The following is a 22,118-nucleotide window of genomic DNA, read 5'->3' on the forward strand; positions in this document are numbered from 1 at the left end:
TCCCTACCTTACTTCTCTTGCAGCTTCTTGTATTCGGCTTCGACGTCGTCCAAGCCACCGAGGCCGTTGAAGCAGCGCTCGGGGTATGCGTCGTATTCGCCATCGCAAATACGGCGGAAGGCGTCGATGGTGTCCTTCAGCGGAACGTAGGAGCCTGGCAGGCCGGTGAACTTTTCAGCAACGAAGAAGTTCTGGCCGAGGAAGCGCTCGATACGACGTGCACGCTGGACGGTGATCTTGTCTTCTTCAGACAGCTCGTCCATACCAAGAATGGCGATAATATCCTGCAGTTCCTTGTTCTTCTGAAGGATATTGATGACTCGCTGCGCAACTTGGTAGTGCTCCTCGCCGACGATTCCAGGCTCGAGGATACGAGACGTAGAGGTCAGCGGGTTCACAGCGGGGTAAATACCCTTCGATGCGATGGAGCGGTCGAGCTCTGTGGTCGCATCCAAGTGGGCGAACACGGTCGCAGGAGCCGGGTCGGTGTAGTCGTCGGCAGGGACGTAGACAGCCTGCAGAGAGGTAATTGAGCGGCCCTTGGTCGACGTAATGCGCTCCTGGAGCTCACCCATCTCGTCAGCCAATGTTGGCTGGTAACCCACAGCAGAAGGCATGCGGCCCAACAGCGTGGAAACCTCAGAACCTGCCTGGCTGAAACGGAAGATGTTATCGATGAAGAGCAGCACGTCCTGGTGCTGAACGTCACGGAAGTACTCCGCCATCGTCAGCCCGGAGAGAGCCACACGCATACGAACTCCCGGGGGCTCGTCCATCTGGCCGAACACGAGGGCCGTATCTTGGAGCACGCCCATCTCTTCCATTTCGAGGAAGAGGTCCGTGCCCTCACGAGTACGCTCACCGACGCCGGCGAATACTGACGTACCGGAGAACTCGCGGGCAATACGGGTGATCATTTCCTGGATGAGCACGGTCTTGCCGACACCAGCACCACCGAACAGACCAATCTTTCCACCCTTCACATACGGGGTGAGAAGGTCGATGACCTTAATACCGGTCTCGAGGATCTCGGTCTTACCTTCGAGTTGGTCGAAAGCCGGTGGCTTACGGTGGATGGACCATTGCTCGCCGTCACGGCCGAGCCCTGGCTCGTCAAGGCAGTCACCGAGGGCGTTGAACACGTGTCCCTTGACGGTGTCCCCGACGGGAACGGAAATCGGTTTGCCGGTGTCTTTCACTTCGGCACCGCGGATCAAACCATCGGTCGGTGCCATCGAGACAGCACGGACGATGTTGTCACCGAGGTGCTGGGCAACCTCGAGGGTAATTGTCTTGGCGACGGCCTCTAGATCAACGTCGACGGTCAGCGCGTTGAATAGCGCCGGTAGTTCTCCGCGAGGGAATTCCACGTCGACAACCGGGCCGATGACGCGTGCGACACGGCCGCTGAGGCCCGTCTGCTGCTCACTAAGAGCTGTAGTCATTGGTTAGTCACTTTCTCCGCTGTCGTCGAGCGCTCCCGCGCCACCGACGATCTCTGTAATTTCCTGGGTAATTTGTGCCTGACGAGCTTGGTTAGCTGTACGAGACAACGTGGTGGCAAGCTCAGTTGCGTTATCCGTCGCCGAACTCATAGCTGTACGACGAGCTGCGGACTCTGACGCAGCTGACTCCAGCAGCAAGGCATACAAAGCACGAGACACGTAGTGCGGGAGGAGCTCCGACAGCAACGTGGTCGCGTCGGGCTCAAATTCGTAGTTGGCACTAATTTCGGAATCGTCTGGGTCAGACAGCATGTCTTCGCCAGTCTCTACTTCCTCATAGTCGATGACGGCTTCCATCGGAAGCATCTGCCGTGCGACGGCCTTCTGAGACAGCATCGACTCGAACTTCGTGTACACGACGTGGAGCTGGTCGAAGCCTTGCACGCTCTCCCCCTCAGGCGCGGTGAGCCCGGGGCGCCACTCTGCTTTGCCCGATGAGCTAGCAACGAATGCGTCGATGAGGTGCCGACGCATCTGGTGCGTGCCTTCGTACTCGGGGTCCTGGGAGTATCCGGTCCATGCGCCTTCGAGGGCCTCACCACGGAAGCGGTAGTAGGTCAGGCCCTTGTTGCCGAAGACATAGAGGACAACCTCATAGCCCTGCTTTTCCAACAAAGCGCGTAGTTCAGCAACTTTCTTGAAAACGTTGTGGTTGTACCCGCCACACATTCCTCGGTCGCTGGACACCACCAAAATAGCGGCACGGTTTCCGCCTTCGCGTTCGCGGAGCATCGGGTGGTCCAGGGAACTTGCCGATGACAAGCGATGGACGACCTTGGTGATTTCCTCCGCGTACGGTTGCGAGGCAGCTACCCTGGCCTGCGCTTTCGTGATCTTCGAAGTGGCGATCAGCTCTTGGGCCTTCGTGATCTTCTTAGTCGAGTTAACGGACTTAATCCGGTCTCGCAGTTCACGTAACGTAGCCATTTACACTCATCGCCTCCCTTCGTTCTTATCCATTGCGCGCACCGCCCTTACTTGCCCGAGGACTTACGCGACACACTGATTTGTTCTTTACCCAACTCGGATTGCTCCATTGGGTCTACATCGGGCTCGTTGATAACAGGTTTGCCGTCGGAGGCCTGGAAGTTCTGCTTGAACTCATCCACAGCGGAGGAGAGCTCTGCCTTGGATTCGTCATTGAGTGGGGATCCACCCTCGACCTGCTCGAAGACACCAGCATGCTTCGAATGGAGGTGCTCAAGGAGTTCAGATTCGAACCGACGAATATCTTCGACGGGAACGGAGTCAAAGTCGCCGTTACCAGCAAGGTAGATCGACACCATCTGGTCTTCCACAGCTTGCGGATGGTTCTCCGGCTGCTTCAGCAGCTCAACAAGGCGAGATCCGCGCTCCAGCTGTGCCTTGGAGGAATCGTCGAGGTCCGAGGCGAAAGCAGCGAATGCTTCCAAGTCGCGGTATGCGGCGAGGTCAATACGCAGCGAACCCGAAACCTTCTTCATACCCTTCGTCTGGGCGGCACCACCGACACGGGAGACCGACACACCGACGTTAATAGCGGGGCGAACACCCTGGTTGAAGAGGTCTGACTCCAAGAAGACCTGACCGTCGGTAATAGAAATGACGTTGGTCGGAATGAAGGCGGACACGTCGTTCGCTTTTGTCTCGATGATCGGCAGGGCCGTCATAGAGCCGCCACCCAAGTCGTCGGAGAGCTTAGCTGCACGCTCCAACAAGCGGGAGTGGAGGTAGAAAACGTCACCTGGGTACGCTTCACGTCCCGGCGGACGGCGCAGCAGCAAGGAGATGGCACGGTAGGCCTCAGCCTGCTTGGTGAGGTCATCGTAGATGACCAGCACGTGCTTGCCTTTGTACATCCAGTGCTGTCCCAGTGCGGCACCGGCGAAGGGTGCGAGCCACTTAAAACCAGCTGAATCTGATGCGGGAGCAGCGACAATGGTGGTGTAATCCAGGGCGCCGTTGTCCTCTAGGGTCTTACGGACACCAGCGATTGTGGAGCCCTTCTGACCGATTGCGACATAAATGCAGCGAACCTGCTTTTCCGGGTCCCCGGATTCCCAGTTGGCTTTCTGGTTAATGATGGTGTCGAGGCAAACAGCCGTCTTACCGGTTTTACGGTCACCAATGATGAGCTGTCGCTGGCCTCGCCCGATCGGGGTCATCGCGTCGATCGCTTTAATACCGGTCTGGAGTGGTTCCTCGACTGGTTGACGCATCAACACTGAGGGCGCCTGCAGTTCCAGGACGCGATCTTCTTCTGCCTCGATGGATCCCAGGCCGTCGATTGGCTGGCCCAGGGGGTTAATAACGCGGCCGAGGAATTTGTCCCCAACCGGAATGGATAGGACCTCTCCGGTCCTTTTTACTTCGTCGCCTTCCCGCAAGGTCTCGTAGCTTCCCAAGACCACGACACCAACTTTATCGGTGTCAAGGTTTTGGGCGACGCCGATGACGCCACCTGGGAACTCGAGCAACTCATTAGCCATGACTGATGGCATACCCGAAACCTGGGCGATACCGTCAGCCGCACTAATGACCACGCCGACCTCCTCACGGGAGGCCTCCGCGGAGTAGCTCGAGGTGTAGTTCGCAATCGCGCTACGGATCTCGTCGGAGGAGATCGTCAGCTCCGCCATGTTCTTCCTGCTCTCGGTAGTCTCTTCCAGCATTACTTGTTTATTACGTCGTATTTCTGGTCGCGGTCACGACCGGCATTCCGTCCGCCGTGGGCGTCAGGCAAAAGCTCGCCGCAATTTCTCGAGTTTGCCCGATGTGCTGCCATCGATACGCTCATCTCCGACCCGGATGACCATTCCACCGAGGATGCTGGGATCGACCTCTCCGTGGATGGACATCTTGTGACCATAAATTCGACCGAGCTTGTCAGCCAGGGTGGATCGTTGGGTATCGCTCAATTCGCCGGCAGTCACAACATGAGCAACTTCGTACCCACGCAGCTGCGCTGCCTCCCGCGATAGCGTTTCACATGCTTCGACAGGACGTTGTTTAGCACGAGAAATCGCCTGCAAGGCAAGAGTTTCTGTAATTGAAGTAACTTTGCCGTACAAGACTGAGGCCAACAATTGGCGACGTCGGTCCGCACTAGCTTGTCGGTCTGCCAAAAGCATCTCCAGCTGTGGGGCGTCTTCAAGAACCCTCGCCAACTGGAACAACTCAGATTCGACGGTCGTGAGCTTGTCGTCTGCCTCGGCGGCGCGGAACAGAGCCCGGCGGCCAAGTTGAACAAGCCCATTGCGGAAATCGCGCGTATTCGACCAGTCTTTATCTACTGCAGAACGCAACACGCTGCGCGAAGCCTGATTGAGCTTCTCACCGAAAACGCGATCGGCAAGGTCTGCACGTTTCTCGGAGGACGCTGCGGGATCAATAAGCGCCACACGCAAGTCACGGTTGGAGTCCAAAACCTCAACGACGTCGAAGAGCTCGGGTCCGATTTGTGCGCCGTCGACGGCGGCGTTGGACTGAGCAACGGTGTTGTCGAGGGTAGTCGCCAACTCGGTCATCGATTCTCGGCTCGCTGCGTGCATACTGATCACTTCCCTGCCGGAATGTCATCCAAGGAAGACAGGAAAGAATCCACTGTCTCCGCGCGCTTGGCATCGTCGGATAGATGAGAGCCGAGGAGCTTCTCCGCCAGATCGACCGAATTCTGACCCATATCCTTACGCAGGTCAGCGACGACGGCATCACGCTGAGCAGCAAGTTGCTTTTCGCCTTGAGCGATAATGCGGTTGCTTTCCTCCGTTGCTTCGGTCTTCATATCCGCAACGATCTTTTGCCCGTCAGCACGAGCTTCGTCGCGAATACGAGCGGCCGCTGCACGAGCCTCAGCGAGCTGGTCATTGTATTTTTGCAACGCAGCCTTCGCCTCGGATTGCGCGGCCTCCGCACGTTGAATACCGCCTTCAATGCGATCTTCACGCTCAGAAAGAACCTCTTGGAACTTCGGAAGAACAAACTTCCAGAAAAGCCATAGGATCAGTACGAAGCAGACGATGGACCAGACGAGGTCGTATGGCAAAGGGAGAAGCGGCAAGTTGCCCTTTTCGAGAGGCAGCGTGTCCTCAGCCAAAATAAGTGAGTTCGTCATAGTCTCCAGCTTTCGCTATTTCGAATATCAGGATGTAGTGAAAACAACCTGATTAGAACAGGAAGCCGGCGACCAAGCCGATAAGGGCAAGAGCCTCAGTGAAGGCGATGCCCAGGAACATTGTGGTACGCAACTGGCCAGCCATTTCCGGCTGACGTGCCATGCCTTCCACCGTCTTTCCGGCGACAATACCGATACCGATACCAGGGCCGATAGCAGCAAGGCCGTAGCCGATAGCACCGAAGCCGTCATAGCTGGTGGAGTCTGCAGCGAGAAGGATCTCGTTCATGGGGTGTTCCGTTCCCTTTCAAAATGCCGTTGGTTTTCCAACGACGTATTCGTGAAAAACTTCGAGTGGGGTGTTCAGTTAGTGTTCGTCCGCATGCAGGGAAAGCTCAATGTACACCGCAGTCAGCAGGGCGAAAATGTACGCCTGCAGGAAAATCACCAAAATCTCAAACAGCGAGAAGGCAAAGGCTGCCGCGATGGTAAAGCCGGACGCAACAAGCCAGCCGTTCATCTGCCAGAAGAAGAAGTTGGTTGCCGAGTACAAGAGCACCAGCACGATGTGACCTGACAGCATATTGGCCATAAGACGAATGGTCAGCGTGACAGGCCTCAAAATGAAGGTCGAGAAGAACTCAATCGGTACGACCAAGAAATAGAGAAGGAAAGGCAACCCCGGAATTACCAGAGAGCTCTTCATGTACTTCCCGAACCCGTACCGCTTGGCACCTGCGTAGATCATGCAGATGTAGGCAACCACAGCCAAGAGCAGCGGCATACCGATACGAGCATTGGGGGAAACGTTCAAGAACGGGATCACCGATGGTGCGTTCATGAACAGCACAAGGAAGAAGATCGTGGAAATTATCGGAAGGAAGCGACGTCCTTCTTTTCGACCAAGAATCTCCTCACTGATGTGGATACGGACGAAATCCAACAAGTACTCAGCGACGTTCTGCACGCCACGCGGAACCAACTTCGGCTTCCGCATAGCGAAGAAGAAGAACAGCCCCATGAGCACCATCACGAGGAGTCGGACGAACATGATGCGGTCGATGGCGAACCAACCGTCGGCAAAATTACCGAACCAAAGGTTGATGTGATCACCATTCGACGCACCGTCGGGACAGCGTGGCTCACCGTCACTGCCGGTCCCGCAAACGAACCCCGGGAAAAAGTCGTGGTCCAGATCTGGGGCGTGGAAATGCCCCTTCATGGACAAGGTTGTAACGCTCAGCGTTCTCTCCCGTGTTCGGGCCGCTTTCTGCCAAACAGAAAGCGGTGCGATGGAGGTCTATGTGCATAGCCCACCGCGGATTCCGTCGCACATCATCGCGGGGGCCCGGGGGTTATTCGGGGGTGGCTACGCATAGCGACTTTTCCTTATAACCCGCAGTTGACGATAGCAGCTTAATTCAGGTTTTTCCCAAGCGATCTCTCAATCCGACCCCCCTAAAACTACACCTGATTCACCCCCATGCAGGCTATTGCTGGTGGTCCCGTTCTTCTGCCCATTCTCGGTCAGCGATATAGGTCACACGAGCGGTCAAAACACCCCATGTTTCTGAGACCAATCCGACGATTAACGCGGCGATCACCGTGACCGCCAACGCTAGGTGGTCATAGAAATACATGTTCTTCAGAACAACCAAGACGAGTAAGACAACGACAACTTTGAGCAGCCACGTCCCCATCACCACAGCCATCGTCGTTTGTGGATTAGTCCGGGAGGTGATGAGCACACTCACGATAGTGAGCAAAACGAAAGCACCACCGATGACAGAACCGATGAGCGCTCCCCAGACGCCTCGCATCCCTGATTGTCCACCCCAGGCCAACAACGAAACCACAGCTAGACAGGCAATTGCGATACCCCCCAGGCGCGCAGCCTTCAGCAGCGGCCACCGTGGATCCGACACGTGCCGGTTCCTCTTCGCAATCACGTCGTCGATAGGAGAAGCACCGTCGGTAAACGAGCTAGCCGACGAGTCCGACGTTTCAGAAGAGTTCTGTCCATCGGATTGTTCCGGTGTACTCGCGCCGGAACAATCCGATGCGAAAGTGGAATATGGAGACGTCGGCTTCGACGAGGCGCTGTTCGGTTTGCCAGAGGAGTGGGAATCAGTCACGCTGGCTGATTGTAGCGGTCCGGGTGCCGACGATCACGCGAGCGCGGTACAGACGTAATCCCGACGGCGATGATGATCGCTAACCCCACCGCAATGAGGGTAATGTCCGTCGGCAAAATTGTTGCTGCCACTGCGCTGAATGCGACGACGCTCACCCACGTGTAGAGCACAAGGACCACCCGTCGGTGTGTGTGCCCGAGCTGGAGCAGCCTGTGGTGCAGGTGCTTTTTATCAGGGGCGAACGGGCTTTTGCCATGACCGACACGACGGACAACAGCCATGATGAGGTCAAGCATCGGGATGAACACACTCGCTGCCACCACGATGATCGGGCTCAGCAGCGCGAAAATATCGGCGGCACCATAAAGCGACATCGTGATGCGGCCAGATGCTGAGGTCGATGCCGCCGCGAGGAGAAGGCCGATCAGCATGGATCCCGTGTCGCCCATGAAAATCCGGCTCGGCTCAAAGTTGTGGGGCAAAAAGCCTGCGCAGGCTCCGATCAAGACGGCGGAAATAATGGCCGGCGGATAAGCGCTCACCGCTCCCCCTTGGTCGTGAAGAATGGTGAGCGAAAACGCGAAGAGCGAGATTCCAGCGATCCCCCCGACGCCGGCCGCCAACCCGTCGAGACCGTCGACAAAGTTAATCGCGTTGATCAGGGTGACGGTGAAGACAACAGTCGGGACTGTGGACTGGACTTGATCCAGAATCACCGTGGTGCCCCCATGCCAGGGAACGTAGAGGAGGTACCAACTCAGCCCCAGCAAACTCATGACGGTCGCGCCCGCGATCTGCCCGACCAGTTTCACGAGAGCCGGAATGTCATACAAATCATCGATAATGCCAACAACAACGATGATGAGGGCAGCCCATAACACGGCTCTCAAGTCCGGAGTCATGGGAGGAAATCCGCGGTTCAACGCCGGTAATTGGTTGGCCACCAGTAAGGCTGCAATGACGCCGGTGAACATCGCGACTCCCCCCAACCGCGGTCGGGGCTGTTTATGAACGTCACGCGCACGCGGGATAGCTACTCTGCCGGTCCGCACCATGACGGATCGTATGCATCCTGTTGTCAGGAACGTCACGATGCAGCCCGTGCAGAGAACAAGGATGAGTTCCCGAATGGGCACACCGGTTCCCCCCACCGCTGATTGTGCACAAACGATCATGATGTTTCTCTACCCCGCATTCCCTGGACTATCCGCGCACGTGAGGCCGTTCTTTCCCCTCGAACTATCTCTGACGCAGCGTAGCAGGGCTCGTTCCGATGACCTCGGAAATGCGTTCTGCAGAAATCGCCCCTTCACGCAAAAGATGAGGGGTGGGCGAGGTCAGATCAATGATGGTTGACGGCTCCCCAATCGTCGCCTCCCCATCATCCAAATAGACGGATACTTCGCTTCCCAGCATCTGCTTCGCGGCAATTGCCGACGTCGCAGGCGGCTGCCCCGAAATATTCGCGGAGCTCACCGCCATGGGGCCTGTGGCTCTCAAAAGCTCAATCGCCACCGGCTGCAGCGGCATCCGAAGCATCACTGATCCGTTGGTATCCCCAAGGTCCCAGGGCAACGACGGAGCTTGCGTCACCACGAAAGACAGTCCCCCAGGCCAGAATGCTTGGACTAATTCGCGCATCCGCGGAGTGACTGTTTGCACCAGGCCGTCGACGGTGTCCCATGATCCAACCAGCACGGGAACGGGCATGTCAGGGCCACGATGCTTCGCCCGCAACAGCGCGGCAACAGCGTCGTTATCGAATGCATCGCACCCGATCCCGTAGACGGTGTCGGTGGGGATAACGACCAGCCGCCCGCCCTTTACTGCGCTCTGGGCAGCCTCGAGGCCACGACGTCGTTCGTCTTGGTCAGTGCAATCGTAAATTGTGCTCATGAGTGTTATTACGCTTTCCTCGTGTGTACGGCCCAAATGCCCGTCACAAACCTATCGCGTCCGGCTAAGTCCTTATGTATTTCTACATCGGTAAAGCCGTGATCGTTCAAGCATTGTGAGGTCACAGGCCCGTTCAGCTCGTCGTGTTCCACAGCCACGACGGTGCCGGGGCCGGACAAATCCTCAACCACGGCCATCATCGGCACGATCACGCTCATTCCGTCCGCACCTGCGAAAACGGCGTCATGAGGATCGGCCGCGACTTCGGGCGAAATCGCGGTGTTCTCGGGAACATAGGGTGGATTCGAAACAACGATATCCACCTCCAGCTCAGGCGTCGTTTCACGCGTCGGTTCAGGATTGTCACTGTCACACCTCTCCCGATCACACATGTCCCGGCCACACAAGTCCCGAATGCTTTTCACGATAGTGGGATCTGTGACATCCCCTGCGCACAGGCTCACCGAGAGCTGATCGACGTCATCCTCTGACAGGCCAGCATCTAACGCTTCGGCCCGCCAATTCTGCATGAAGGCCTCGACGTTGCGACGGGCGTAATCTAGTGCGACGTCACTCGTGTCAACGCCAACGATGCAGATTCGTGGGAGTCTGCCGACGCTTCCCACGTGCGGATTGACGGCCTTCTGCTCCCGAAAGTCGCGATGAAGGGACAACAACGCGTTACCCGCCGCGTGTGCAACACCCAACGCCAAGGTTCCGGGCCCGGTACACAAGTCAACGATGGTGTAATCCGTCGGCACAGGCTTCGAAGATCCGTCTTTATCGGACCGATTATCCAATGCCCTGCGGAGTTGTTTTCCCGCCCATTCCACGATCAATTCGGTTTCCGGACGGGGAACAAAAGCCCCCGGGCCAACCAGTAAGTCGATCCCAGCGAACCGCACCGTCCCCATAATGTGCTGCAGGGGTTCCCGCTGCTCACGTCGGCTAATGCACGATTCGAAAAACTCGGCCGTGTCGGGATCGACGTGGTCTTGGCGTCGGAAGAATAACGAGGACCGTGTGACCGGTTCCGCACCCGGCGCGCCCTTAACAGTGAGCGCATGTGCCATCAGTAGCTCAGCATCGACTCGTGGAGAATCCACCCCCGCAGCGCGCAGTCGTCCGCCGGCATTGTTGATCATCTGGCGAACAGATGTACGGGGATACGTCATTCTGCCTCGAGTCGCTCGGCGCGCTCTGCGGACTGCAGCGCAGAGAAGAGGTCATCCAGGTCGCCGTCGAGAACCTGGTCGAGGTTGTGCGCCTTGTAATTAATTCTGTGGTCAGAAATGCGGTTTTCGGGGAAATTGTATGTACGAATTCGCTCCGAACGATCCATGGTCCGCACCTGAGCAGCACGATCAGCCGACGCCGCAGCCTCTGCTTCTTCTTCCTTCATCTGTTGCAACCGAGCGGCCAGAACCTGCATCGCGCGTGCCTTGTTCTGGATTTGGCTACGTTCTTTCTGACACGTCACAATCAGGCCCGTCGGCAAGTGTGTGATGCGGACAGCGGAGTCCGTCGTGTTCACACCCTGGCCACCTTTACCGGATGAGCGATACACATCGACGCGAATGTCCTTGTCATCAATCTCGACATCCTCAATCTCATCCGGTTCCGGATAAACGAGGACACCGGCAGCGGAAGTCTGGATACGTCCCTGGGATTCGGTGACGGGAACTCGCTGAACACGGTGGACACCGCCCTCAAACTTGAACACGCTCCACGCACCGTCCCGGGACGGTTTCTTGGAGCGAATAGACATGGTGATGTCTTTAATTCCCCCGAGGTCCGTGGGAGCGTCGTCCAGGACGTCGATCGCGAAGCCGTGTTTGTCCGCGTAGCGCTGGTACATCCGCACTAATTCGCCGGCGAAGAGGGCCGCTTCTTCTCCGCCCGCACCGGACTTCACTTCCATCACAATGTCATCGCCATCATGGGGATCCCGCGGAGCCAAAAGGTCAGCTAGCTTATCCGATAGCTCCTCTTTTTCCTCCCGAAGACGCTCGGCCTCCGCAGCGAATTCCTGGTCTTCGTGGGCCATTTCCTCAGCGGCTTCGAGATCGTCGGTGACGGCATTTAACCGGTCATTCGTCTGAATGATGGGCTGAAGCTCAGAGAACCGCTTCCCCACCTTCCGCGCGCGAGCAGCGTCGTTGTGCAAATCAGGATCAGCTAATTGAGCTTCGAGCCCTTGATATTCCGAAACAATGTCGTCGACCGCCGAAACATGCGTCGCCATGACCCAGAGTGCTCCTTTAACTGCTCACTACAAATACCGGTAACTACACGAATATAGCGCGACGGCGGCGGCTCAACCGAACCACCGCCCGCACCGTGACCAGGAGAGCTTTACCTCCTGGCGCCACTACTTCACATCACTGCCTGGCTTCACCGCTTAGCGTCGCGCATAAGGGGACGAATTAGTCGTCATCATCGTCGGGAACACTCATGGGTGCCGACGATGCGATCTGCATGAGGAATTCGCCATTGTTCTTGGTCTTGCGCAGCTGCTTGATAAGCAAGTCAATGGCCTGCTGCGGGTCCAGTGCCGACAAGATCCGACGCAGCTTGTGCATGACGCGTGCCTCGTCGGGAGCCAAGAGCAGCTCATCCTTACGAGTACCCGACGGATTCACGTCGACAGCTGGGAAGACGCGGCGCTCCGAAATCTTCCGGTCAAGCTTCAGCTCTGCGTTACCCGTGCCCTTGAATTCCTCGAAGATGACGGTGTCGCCGGCGGAACCAGTCTCGACCATCGCCGTCGCGATAATGGTCAGCGAACCACCGTTTTCGATGTTGCGGGCTGCGCCCAGGAATCGCTTCGGCGGGTAGAGGGCGTTGGAATCCACACCACCAGACAGGATCCGTCCCGACGCCGGGGACGAGTTGTTGTACGCACGGCCCAGTCGCGTGATGGAATCCAGCAGCACAACGACGTCCTGACCAGCCTCAACAAGGCGCTTAGCCCGCTCAATGGCTAGCTCAGCGACGGTGGTGTGCTCGCTCGGCGGACGGTCAAACGTCGAGGCGATCACTTCGCCATTGACCGAGCGCTGCATATCGGTGACTTCCTCAGGGCGCTCGTCGACAAGAACAACCATGAGATAGCACTCTTGATTGTTGGTCGTGATGGCGTTAGCGACGTCCTGCAGAATCGTCGTTTTACCGGCCTTCGGCGGGGACACGATCAGCGCACGCTGTCCCTTACCGATCGGCATGATGAGGTCAATCACACGCGTCGTGAGCTTCTTCTGGTCCGTCTCCAGCCGCAGCCGCTGGTTCGGGTAGAGCGGTGTGAGCTTGGCGAACTCGGGGCGGGCCTTGGCCTCCTCCGGCGTCATGCCGTTGACCGTGTCAACGCGCGCCAAGGGGGCGAACTTCTGCCGGTTGCGGCCGCGACCATGCTGTGGGCGGCTGGAACCGTCCTCACGGACCTTGATCTGCCCGGTCACAGCGTCGCCACGACGCATGCCCTGGGACCGAACCATGTTCATGGACACATACACATCATTCGGGCCGGACTGGTACCCCGACGTGCGAATGAACGCGGTGTTGTTGTCGACAACATCGAGGATGCCCGCGATCGGCTGGAAGGTTTCACCTTCGCGCAGCTGGTTCGGGTTCTGGTTGTCGCGATTATCCCGGTTGCGGCGGTTGCGCCGATTACCGCGGTTATTACGGTCGTTGCGGTTATTGCGACCTCCGCGATCGTTCCGGTTGTCGCGGTCATTGCGGTTGTTGCGGCCGCCTCGATGGTCCTGGTTATTACGGCCACCGCGACCATTGTGGTCGTTGTTGTCACCGGAGTTGTCGTCATTGTGGCTATAACGGTCATCACGGTCGTCATTGGACCGTCGATGATCATTATTGTTGTTCCGATCATCATCCCGGCGGGAGTTGTTGTCATCCGAATCGTCGGAAGAATCGCGGGACGAATTGTTCCGGTCATCACCGTCATTGGAATGACCGTTGTGCCGGGCACGGTGACGACGTGCGCGACGTGCCTGGGAGCGCGATTTGTAGCCGTGGTGGCGGGAATCGTCAGAATCGTCGTCGCGGCCGTTGTCATTATCCGAGCCGGAGTCGGAGTGGGAGCCGGAGCCACCAGAGTGCTCATCCTCACGACGGTCGTCGTTGCCGTTGTGCCGGTTATCGGAGCCAGAACCGTGTCCGTCGTTGTTTGCCGACGATCCAGCGTTAAATGAATCGGCGTTCGGCGATTCAGAGTTATCCGAATGGTGGGACTCGGCCTTCGGTTCCCCCGCTTTCCGCGTGGATCGACGAGGCCGAGAATACGGCTGACCAGCGTCGGCGGCCTGAATGGCTGCGATGATATCCCCCTTGCGCAGCCCTGAGAGTCCTCGAATCCCCTTTTCGGCAGCTAGCGCCTTTAATTCCGGGATGCGCATAGCGGCCAGGTTGTTCGTGTCCGTATCAGTCACGGATGTCCTTTCGTTGCCAGCCCCTCCGGGACAATTGTCAGTATTTGTCAGTGGATACGTGTTTCATCACGCGCTGGAGGGTTAGCCCTGTGGTGTTGTCCTATCGCGACGCTGCTTCATCGCTCTACCGTCGGTGGCCTCACGATGGTGTTTCTCCGATGGTGCAGCATGTCAACGGAATGTGCGTCATTTCGTGTCCGCTTGTGCCAATGTGCCTAAAGGAAGACACGTGACCTGCCCGAACTGCTATCGCGGTTTTTACCATTAGCCATCGCGGGCGATGCAGATTCGCGACACTACGCGCGATTACGAAATGAAGGATTCTTTGTAGTGTCCGGTCATCGGTGTTGCATTCAGGGTGGATGAGTAATCCCCTGGATCCACCACACTTGCTAGGCCGGAAGCCGATGTTACACATCGTTCGGCTCGATGCCCTAGCGGAGAATACACAACCTGATGAGCAGTCCGAAAACTACAACCAAAGGAATCGCCCATAACCGTACCACTTTCCAGCACAAGTCGCTGCAATGGCACACGGATGGGCTTCACCTGTATTTACGGTCTGTCTGACTTAAAGTAAACGGCATGAAGTCGACGATGATGGACGTGCCTCTTTCTGTCACCCAAATTTTCACCTACGGTGCCACTGTTTTCGGGGACACAGAGGTAACGAGTTGGGGCGAATCCGGGCCAGAGACCATCACGTTTTCCGCACTCGCTGGCCGAGCTGCCGCGTGTGCTCATGCTCTACGGTCACTCTGCAGTATCGACGCCGACCAACGCATCGGAACCATGATGGACAATTGCGCGGAGCACCTCGAAGTGTTTTTCGCCTCGTCCTGTATGGGAGCCGTCTTTAGTCCCCTGAACTCGCACCTTTCCGACGATCAGATCGTCCACATCATTAACTATGCAGACCAGAAGGTCATCGTTGTTTCGCCTCGCAATGCACCCCGCCTGGCCAGGCTGATCACCGAGTGTCCGGGCGTCAACCACATCATCATCGCGTCCGGGTCGTCGGCACAGCGTGCTGAGGCCGTCGCGGCCTTCGATGCCATCCCTGACCCCCATTTTTCGGTCACCGATTATGAGGCTTTTATCGACGGTCAAGCCACCGAGTTTCCATGGCCGGATCTCCCCGAAGACACCGCTGCTGCCCTCTGCTTTTCGACGGGCACCGAGGGGGCGCCCAAGGGCGTGGCTTATTCCCACCGGTCTATGTTCTTGCACTCGCAATCATTGCTGGGTGTGGATTCCTTCGCCATCACTAATGGCGTGTCCTTCCTCTGTTGTGTGCCCATTTATCACGTCCTGAGCTGGGGCGTTCCCCTAGCCGCGTGGATGGCTGGCGCACCGCTCATTTTCCCCGGCGAAGATCTTTCGGCGCCTCGTCTGGCGCAGGTGATTGCAACCTCGATGCCTCGTACGGCACACGGGGTCCCAACACTGTGGGTATCGCTCTTTTCTTACTATTTCCAGAACCCGCCGAAGCGTATGAGCCTTCGGGAGATTTTCGCTGGTGGGGCCCCTGTCCCGCCGGTGCTCATCAAAGTGTGGGAAGAAAAGTTTGGTGTCGACGTCATTCATTGTTGGGGAATGACAGAAACATCACCTGTGGGAACAGTATCGCGCCCACCGGCAGGCTTGAGTGGGGAAACGCGAGATCTCTACCGCGAGTCCCAGGGTCGCTTCCCCGTCGCCATGAATTTCCGCATTGCCGACGACGCCGGCCGCGTGCTGGAAGGACACGACCGCAACCAGGGCGAAATCCAGGTGCGCGGCAACTGGGTAACCGGCTCCTACTTCCATTCACCGACGGGCGAGGGCGACGGCCCCGCTTCCCGCTTCCGCGGCGAACCCGTTGACTACGCCGATGATCGCTTCACCGACGACGGGTGGTTCCGCACAGGAGACGTCGGCTCTATTAACCGCGATGGGTTCTTAACGGTCAATGATCGCATTCGCGATGTCATCCGCTCAGGTGGAGAATGGATTTATTCGGCCGAGCTCGAGAACTATGTTGTCGACGCTCCCCCGGTTCTGGAGTGTGCCGTTATTGGATATCCCGATGAGACCTGGGGTGAGCGCCCGTTGGCGGTGACTGTCCTTGCCGACGGGGTTGAGCGGTCGGCGGCGACGGCGGAGCGTCTTCGCACACGACTGCGTGGGGTCATTCCCGGGTGGATGATCCCCGAGTACTGGGCGTTTGTTGACACTATCGATAAGACGAGCGTCGATAAATACGACAAGAAGGACCTGCGGCAGCACCTTGCCGACGGGAAGCTGGATGTCATTTCCCTGCAAGGGCCCCGTCGTAGTGGCGATAGCTACGGGGACAATGGTTCCTCTAGCTCAGCATCGCAGGCCTAGCGTGTGGGCGGGAAAGCCCGCCACGCGCTCATCATCCCGCGCATCTATCCCAGTTCTTTGCGATTGACCTGGATAGGGCCGGCGATGGGGAGCGTGATAACGCGAAGCCCCTCGGAGGACGCGGTGTCAACGATTTCAGCAGGCAGATCCTCAGTGGAGAGAACCATGATGGTGGGGCCGGCACCCGACAGATACGCCGCATAGCCCCGGTTACGCAGGCGATTCACCCATTCCGCAGAGACCGACAAGGCGTCGGCACGGTAAGGCTGGTGAAGGCGATCCCTCGTGCCCTCCCACAACAGCTCGGGGTTGGTACGCAGCGCAACCGTCATGACTGCCGTTCGTGACACATTGAATCGTGCGTCAACATGGCTCACATCACTGGGCAGCACTCGGCGCACTGCATTCGTCGACGCCGTGAAATCCGGGATAAAGGCCGTCGCGCGAATGTCGGGGTGAACATCCACGCCGATCGCGTGGTACTGAGGGGCCGTTTCACCATCGACAGGCGTATCCGTCCATGACACCACTGCCCCACCCAGCACGGATGCGGCCGCATTATCGGGGTGGCCCTCAAAAGAACTCACAACCTGAATAACCTGATCGGTGGTGAGGGCATTATCCGCTAAGGCATTAGCAGCACATACTCCAGCCGCTGCCGCCGCCGCAGACGACCCGAGACCACGCGATTGGGGAATCGCGTTTTCGCAGGATACCGCCAAGCCAGGCACGTCGGCATGGGCAACGCGGAGCCCTTCACGGATTGCCCGAACCACCAAATGCGTTCCGTCGAGAGGGACCTCGCCCGCACCTTCGCCCTGAACGTCAACGGTTAAACCCGACGCAGTGACCTCGACGGTCACGATGTCATACAACCCCACGGCCAAGCCGAGGGTGTCGAATCCGGGCCCTAAATTGGCCGACGACGCTGGCACGCGGACCGTGACTGAGCGCCCCACCGGGATATCGTGTGGCACTTAGTCGTCCCCCTCCATACGCAGCACGCGCTCGACGGACAACACCGTGTCGATGGATGAGACGTCGGCCACGGTTTTCTCGAGGTCGTCTTCCCGAGCCATGTGGGTGACAACGACAAGCCGAGCGCCGTTTTCGCTGCCCTCCTGGCGGACAGTCTTCAGCGATATGCCGCGGTTAGCGAAGCATTTGGCGACGTCGGCAAGGACACCAACCTGGTCCTTCACGTGCATCACAACGTGGTACCTGGTGTCGATAGAGCCGAATGATGCAATAGGCAATGACGCGTACACAGATTCTCCCGGAGCACGACCACCCAAGACGATGTTTCGCGACGCACCGATGACGTCACCCAAGACAGCCGACGCAGTCGGATTTCCGCCGGCACCATTTCCGTAGAACATCAGACGCCCAGCAGCTTCTGCCTCAACGAACACCGCGTTGAAGGACTGGGACACGCTGGCCAACGGGTGGTTACGCGGCACCAAGGCCGGATACACCCTGGCAGAGACTGATTCTTTGCCATCGCTATCGACAAGTCGCTCACACAGGGCCAGCAATTTGATGGTGCATCCCACCGCCTTTGCCGACGCAATATCCGCCGCGGTGATCTCGCGAACGCCCTCGCGGTAGACGTCGTCGGCGGACACGCGCGTGTGGAAAGCAATGGATGCAAGGATGGCAGCCTTGGATGCTGCGTCATATCCGTCGACGTCGGCGGTGGGGTCTGCCTCGGCATATCCCAAGCGGGTCGCTTCAGCCAGCATCTCGTCATAGGACGCGCCCGACTCATCCATCGCGTCCAAGATGAAGTTCGTAGTCCCGTTGACGATGCCCATCACCCGGTTAACGCGGTCACCGGCAAGGGAGCGGCGCAGAGGCCCCACCACCGGGATCGCCGCCGCCACTGCTGCTTCGAAGAACAAATCTGCGCCCGACGCGTCCGCTGCTTCGGCTAATTCGTCGGCATGGGCTGCCACCAGGGCTTTGTTCGCGGTGACGACTGATTTCCCGGCCCGCAACGCCGCCAACACAAGCTTTCGTGGCAGGTCAATGCCGCCGATCACTTCCACGACGAGGTCGATATCGTCGCGAAGAACCAAGCTCATGGCATCGTCGGTGAGGAGGTCGGGATCAACGCCTTCACGTGGGCGGGATAGATCGGACACCGCCACACCGCGGATTTCTATTGGCCCACCAGCTCGTTCGGTAAATTCGTCGGCATATTCGTTCATGAGCCGATAGGCAGCCTGCCCGACGGTGCCAAAGCCGAGGAGGGCAACTCCGACGGTTTCCCCGGCCCCTTTTCCGGTGTTGTAGCTAGTTTGCTGGGTCATATTCCTATCCCTTGTGTTGGTTCCCTTGTGTGGTGTTCGGTTTACAACGTTGCTGGCTGAACGTCGTTGTCCCGTATGCGTCGGCAGACAAAGCTGTATGAAGGATACTATATCTAGTATTTATGCTGGTCTACTCAGGTTTTAGGTGACCGACAGGTTCGATAGACGGATTCGACCTATCGTCAGCAGTGGTCAGCATCCGTCAGCAATCTTCGTCGAGCGCAAGAAGATCATCAATTGTTTCCCGACGGACCATCACGCGTTCGTGCCCGTCGCGCACCGCGACAACAGCCGGACGGCAGAACATGTTGTACCGCGACGACATAGAGAAGCAGTACGCGCCAGTCCCCGCGAGGGCGATACGGTCCCCGACCTCGATATCGTCTGGATAAATCCCGTCTTCGACGAGGATATCTCCGGATTCACAGTGCGATCCCACTAGGCGCGTGGGAATCGGGTTTCCGTGCATCAGGCGATTAATCACTCGGCCGTCGTAATGGGCGTTGTACAGCGCGGGGCGGATGTTATCCGACATCCCGCCGTCGACGGCGAGATAACGCCGCGTGGATCGCTCATCCGTGGGCACATCTTTAATCGTCCCCACCGTGTAGACCGTCACGGTCGACGGGCCGGCAATAGCGCGGCCAGGCTCAACCATCAACGTCGGTGGGTCAAAGTGCAGGTCATGGGCCGCTTTGTGGACGCGTGCTTTAAGATCGTCGGCCACCGAGCGGACATCGAGGGGCGAATCCGACGCACTGTAGGCAATACCGTAACCGCCACCCAGATCCAGGATGTCCAGGGAATCCTTGACATCTTTTTTCTCGACGCCACCGTCGCTGCCGTACCGACCGAGTTGGTGGTGCAGATCAGCCATCAAGCCAAGCAAACGTTCAGCCGCCAGCGAGAAACCGTCGGCGTCAAAAACCTGTGACCCGACATGACAGTGCAGGCCAGCCACGGCCAGCGAGTCGTAGTCCATCGCCGCAAGGACAGCATCCTTAGCTGCACCGCAAGCCAACGACAGGCCGAATTTCTGGTCTTCGTGTGACGTCGCAATGAATTCGTGAGTATCCGCGTGAACACCTGGTGTCACGCGGATCAACACTTCTTGGCGGACACCAGCGTCCCGCGCAATCTTTCCTAGCCGATCCACTTCCTGGCGGGAGTCGATCACAATGTGGCCCACACCTGCCTGAACGGCCTTGGTCAACGTGCTGTCCAACTTGTTATTGCCATGCACGGTGATGCGCTCGGGTGGAAAACCTGCGCGCAATGCCACGTCCAACTCACCATCGGAGGCAACGTCGAGGCACAATCCCTCGCTCGCCACCCATCGAGCAATGCCAACGGTAAGGAACGCTTTGGACGCATAGTGGACGTGTCCGGGACCGTCGAAAGCATCGGCCATGGCCCGGCATCGAGCACGGAAATCGTCCTCATCCACGACCATGAGTGGAGTTCCATACTTATTGGCCAAGTCGACCAGGCGAACACCGGCAATCGCCACCTGACCGTCGTCGTCGCGGTGTGCGTTCATAGGCCACACATGCGGTGGCAAAGCATTGAATTGGTCGGTTGAAAACTCGGGCAGACTCGCGTCGGCGTACAGATGCGCGAAGCCTGGTCCTTTACTAAGTAGATCCACGGGGGCTCCTACATGCGTTCGGGTGCGCTGACACCGAGAAGGCTCAATGCGTTAGCGATCGTTTGGCGCGTTGCCTGCGCTAATGCCAGCCGTGCGTGAACAATCGGCGCTGCTTCGTCGCCCGTCGGCTCTGATTTCTTGGGAAGAATTTGGCAGGAGTCATAGAACCGGTGGAATGTCCCCGCCAGCTCCTCCATGTAGCGCGCAATGCGGTGCGGTTCACGGAGCTCCGCTGCGGTTCCCACCACAGAGGGGAACTCGCCCAAAGTGCGGATGAGCGCACCCTCGTAGTCATTGACCAGAAGAGAGTAATCGGGGTCCTTGACCAAGATCCCCGCTGCCTGCGCCTTCCTCCCCAACGAGCACAGCCGCGCGTGCGCATACTGCACATAAAACACGGGATTATCGTTGGTTTGGCGGGCCCACAGATCCATATCAATATCCAGCGTTTGGTCCACTGAACTGCGGATAAGCGCATAGCGGGCGGCGTCGACACCAATAAGTTCGACAAGGTCATCGAGGGTAATGACCGTCCCGGCGCGTTTCGACATCTTGACCGCTTTGCCGTCGCGCACCAAGTTCACCATCTGCCCGATCAGGACCTCAACCTGGGTGGGGTCATAGCCCAGCGCCTGCGCGGCCGCCTTGAGGCGAGCGATATAACCGTGGTGGTCGGCTCCCAACATATAAATGCACAGGTTGTGACCACGTTCGATCTTGTCCCTGATGTAGGCGATATCGCCCGCAATATATGCGGCGTCGCCGTCGGATTTGATCACGACGCGGTCTTTGTCGTCGCCAAACGAGGTGCTGCGCAGCCACCATGCCCCGTCGGCCTCGTACAGGTTGCCGTTGTCTTTCAGCTTTTGTATCGCTTGATCCACCGCGCCGGACTCAAAGAGCGAGTTCTCATGGAAGAACACGTCGAAATCGGTGCCGAATTCGTGGAGCGTGCGCTTGATGTGCGCAAACATGAGGTCCACGCCTTCTTTGCGGAAGAGTTCCTGGCGTTCCTCGAGCGGCAGCTGCGTTGCTTCCGGGTGTTTGTCGACGACGGACGACGCGATGTCCTGGATGTATTCCCCTCCGTAGCCGTCCTCCGGAGTGGGCTGGCCGAGGGCCGCCGCGACGAGTGAGCGTGCGAAGCGGTCGATCTGCCGACCGTGGTCGTTGAAGTAATACTCCCTGGTAATCGACGCGCCGCGGAATGCAAAAATGCGTCCGAGAGCGTCACCAACTGCGGCCCAGCGTGTACCTCCCAGGTGGATCGGCCCGGTAGGGTTCGCGGATACGAATTCGAGGTTGATAACCTCGTCGCTGAGTTCTGAGCTGCTACCGAACCGTTCACCTTCGGCGAGGATGCGCCCGACGATTTCTCCCTGAGCGGCGGCGGCCAGGCGAATGTTAAGGAACCCTGGGCCGGCAACATCAACAGTCTCAATGGCGGAGTTGGTGGCTAAGTCTTCTGCCAGCCAACCGGCTAGCTCCCGCGGTGATGTTCCCACTTTCTTGGCAATCTGCAAGGCCAAGTTCGTTGCGTAGTCGCCATGTTCCGGGTTACGGGGTCGTTCTACGGTCACCGTCAGCGGTAGTACCGAGGCATCTTTCCCGTGGTGTGACAAAACGGATTCAGCACGCGTGGCAATGAGAGTCGACAATTCTTCGGGAGTCATAGGCCCACAGTGTACGGCACCGCGCCGGGGTTCCCTAT

General features: G+C 58.1%; 18 protein-coding genes. 1 reads left to right on the top strand and 17 read right to left on the bottom strand.

Going from position 1 to position 22,118, the window contains the following annotated elements; genetic code table 11:
• Positions 1 to 8: 8 nt before the first annotated feature.
• The 13 genes from atpD to rho all read right to left on the bottom strand — a co-directional run bounded on the left by atpD (position 9) and on the right by rho (position 14,077).
• Positions 9 to 1,445 (bottom strand): F0F1 ATP synthase subunit beta, encoded by a 1,437-nt coding sequence (gene atpD, locus CKROP_RS06310; protein ID WP_012731906.1) that lies wholly within the window; start codon positions 1,443 to 1,445, stop codon positions 9 to 11.
• A 3-nt stretch (positions 1,446 to 1,448) separates the two neighbouring features.
• The gene (locus tag CKROP_RS06315; protein WP_012731907.1) at positions 1,449 to 2,432 is read right to left on the bottom strand and encodes a F0F1 ATP synthase subunit gamma; all 984 of its coding nucleotides are present in this window, start codon (positions 2,430 to 2,432) and stop codon (positions 1,449 to 1,451) included.
• 47 nt (positions 2,433 to 2,479) lie between these two features.
• On the bottom strand, positions 2,480 to 4,123 hold the full coding sequence (atpA, locus tag CKROP_RS06320; RefSeq protein WP_041628852.1) for a F0F1 ATP synthase subunit alpha: 1,644 nt from the start codon (positions 4,121 to 4,123) through the stop codon (positions 2,480 to 2,482).
• Between the two features lie 96 nt (positions 4,124 to 4,219).
• Positions 4,220 to 5,035: a F0F1 ATP synthase subunit delta gene (locus CKROP_RS06325; protein WP_012731909.1), complete on the bottom strand. Its 816-nt coding sequence runs from the start codon at positions 5,033 to 5,035 to the stop codon at positions 4,220 to 4,222.
• Between the two features lie 5 nt (positions 5,036 to 5,040).
• The gene (locus CKROP_RS06330) at positions 5,041 to 5,598 is read right to left on the bottom strand and encodes a F0F1 ATP synthase subunit B (RefSeq protein WP_012731910.1); all 558 of its coding nucleotides are present in this window, start codon (positions 5,596 to 5,598) and stop codon (positions 5,041 to 5,043) included.
• A gap of 52 nt (positions 5,599 to 5,650) precedes the next feature.
• The gene (locus tag CKROP_RS06335) at positions 5,651 to 5,887 is read right to left on the bottom strand and encodes an ATP synthase F0 subunit C (protein WP_012731911.1); all 237 of its coding nucleotides are present in this window, start codon (positions 5,885 to 5,887) and stop codon (positions 5,651 to 5,653) included.
• 78 nt (positions 5,888 to 5,965) lie between these two features.
• Positions 5,966 to 6,820: a F0F1 ATP synthase subunit A gene (gene atpB, locus CKROP_RS06340; RefSeq protein WP_012731912.1), complete on the bottom strand. Its 855-nt coding sequence runs from the start codon at positions 6,818 to 6,820 to the stop codon at positions 5,966 to 5,968.
• 268 nt (positions 6,821 to 7,088) lie between these two features.
• Positions 7,089 to 7,733 (bottom strand): Cg1360 family ATP-synthase-associated protein, encoded by a 645-nt coding sequence (locus tag CKROP_RS06345; RefSeq protein ID WP_237698405.1) that lies wholly within the window; start codon positions 7,731 to 7,733, stop codon positions 7,089 to 7,091.
• Positions 7,730 to 8,908: an MraY family glycosyltransferase gene (locus CKROP_RS06350; protein ID WP_012731914.1), complete on the bottom strand. Its 1,179-nt coding sequence runs from the start codon at positions 8,906 to 8,908 to the stop codon at positions 7,730 to 7,732. Before CKROP_RS06350 ends, CKROP_RS06345 begins: the two co-directional genes overlap by 4 nt.
• A 64-nt stretch (positions 8,909 to 8,972) precedes the next feature.
• Positions 8,973 to 9,629 carry an L-threonylcarbamoyladenylate synthase gene (locus CKROP_RS06355; RefSeq protein WP_012731915.1) on the bottom strand — a complete coding sequence of 219 codons (657 nt, stop codon included), beginning with the start codon at positions 9,627 to 9,629 and terminating at the stop codon, positions 8,973 to 8,975.
• Positions 9,630 to 9,637: 8 nt separating this feature from the next.
• Positions 9,638 to 10,804, bottom strand: a complete 1,167-nt coding sequence (locus CKROP_RS06360) for a N5-glutamine methyltransferase family protein (protein WP_012731916.1) — start codon at positions 10,802 to 10,804, stop codon at positions 9,638 to 9,640.
• Complete coding sequence (gene prfA, locus CKROP_RS06365; RefSeq protein WP_012731917.1) at positions 10,801 to 11,874, bottom strand: peptide chain release factor 1; 1,074 nt, start codon at positions 11,872 to 11,874, stop codon at positions 10,801 to 10,803. Before prfA ends, CKROP_RS06360 begins: the two co-directional genes overlap by 4 nt.
• A gap of 181 nt (positions 11,875 to 12,055) precedes the next feature.
• On the bottom strand, positions 12,056 to 14,077 hold the full coding sequence (gene rho, locus CKROP_RS06370; RefSeq protein WP_012731918.1) for a transcription termination factor Rho: 2,022 nt from the start codon (positions 14,075 to 14,077) through the stop codon (positions 12,056 to 12,058).
• 585 nt (positions 14,078 to 14,662) lie between these two features.
• On the opposite strand from rho, the gene CKROP_RS06375 reads away from it, so the two are divergent.
• A complete protein-coding gene (locus CKROP_RS06375) occupies positions 14,663 to 16,447 on the top strand; it encodes a long-chain fatty-acid--CoA ligase (RefSeq protein WP_012731920.1) in 1,785 nt (594 codons plus the stop codon).
• Positions 16,448 to 16,491: 44 nt separating this feature from the next.
• Here the strand turns inward: CKROP_RS06375 and thrB are convergent, their stop codons facing one another.
• The 4 genes from thrB to argS form a co-directional block, all read right to left on the bottom strand.
• Positions 16,492 to 17,424 carry a homoserine kinase gene (gene thrB, locus CKROP_RS06380; RefSeq protein ID WP_012731921.1) on the bottom strand — a complete coding sequence of 311 codons (933 nt, stop codon included), beginning with the start codon at positions 17,422 to 17,424 and terminating at the stop codon, positions 16,492 to 16,494.
• Positions 17,425 to 18,759, bottom strand: a complete 1,335-nt coding sequence (locus tag CKROP_RS06385; RefSeq protein WP_012731922.1) for a homoserine dehydrogenase — start codon at positions 18,757 to 18,759, stop codon at positions 17,425 to 17,427.
• 202 nt (positions 18,760 to 18,961) lie between these two features.
• A complete protein-coding gene (gene lysA, locus CKROP_RS06390; RefSeq protein WP_052292487.1) occupies positions 18,962 to 20,299 on the bottom strand; it encodes a diaminopimelate decarboxylase in 1,338 nt (445 codons plus the stop codon).
• 116 nt (positions 20,300 to 20,415) lie between these two features.
• Positions 20,416 to 22,080 (bottom strand): arginine--tRNA ligase, encoded by a 1,665-nt coding sequence (gene argS / locus CKROP_RS06395; protein WP_041628853.1) that lies wholly within the window; start codon positions 22,078 to 22,080, stop codon positions 20,416 to 20,418.
• Positions 22,081 to 22,118 lie beyond the last annotated feature (38 nt).

This window comes from Corynebacterium kroppenstedtii DSM 44385, from assembly GCF_000023145.1.
Classification (GTDB): Bacteria; Actinomycetota; Actinomycetes; order Mycobacteriales; family Mycobacteriaceae; genus Corynebacterium; species Corynebacterium kroppenstedtii.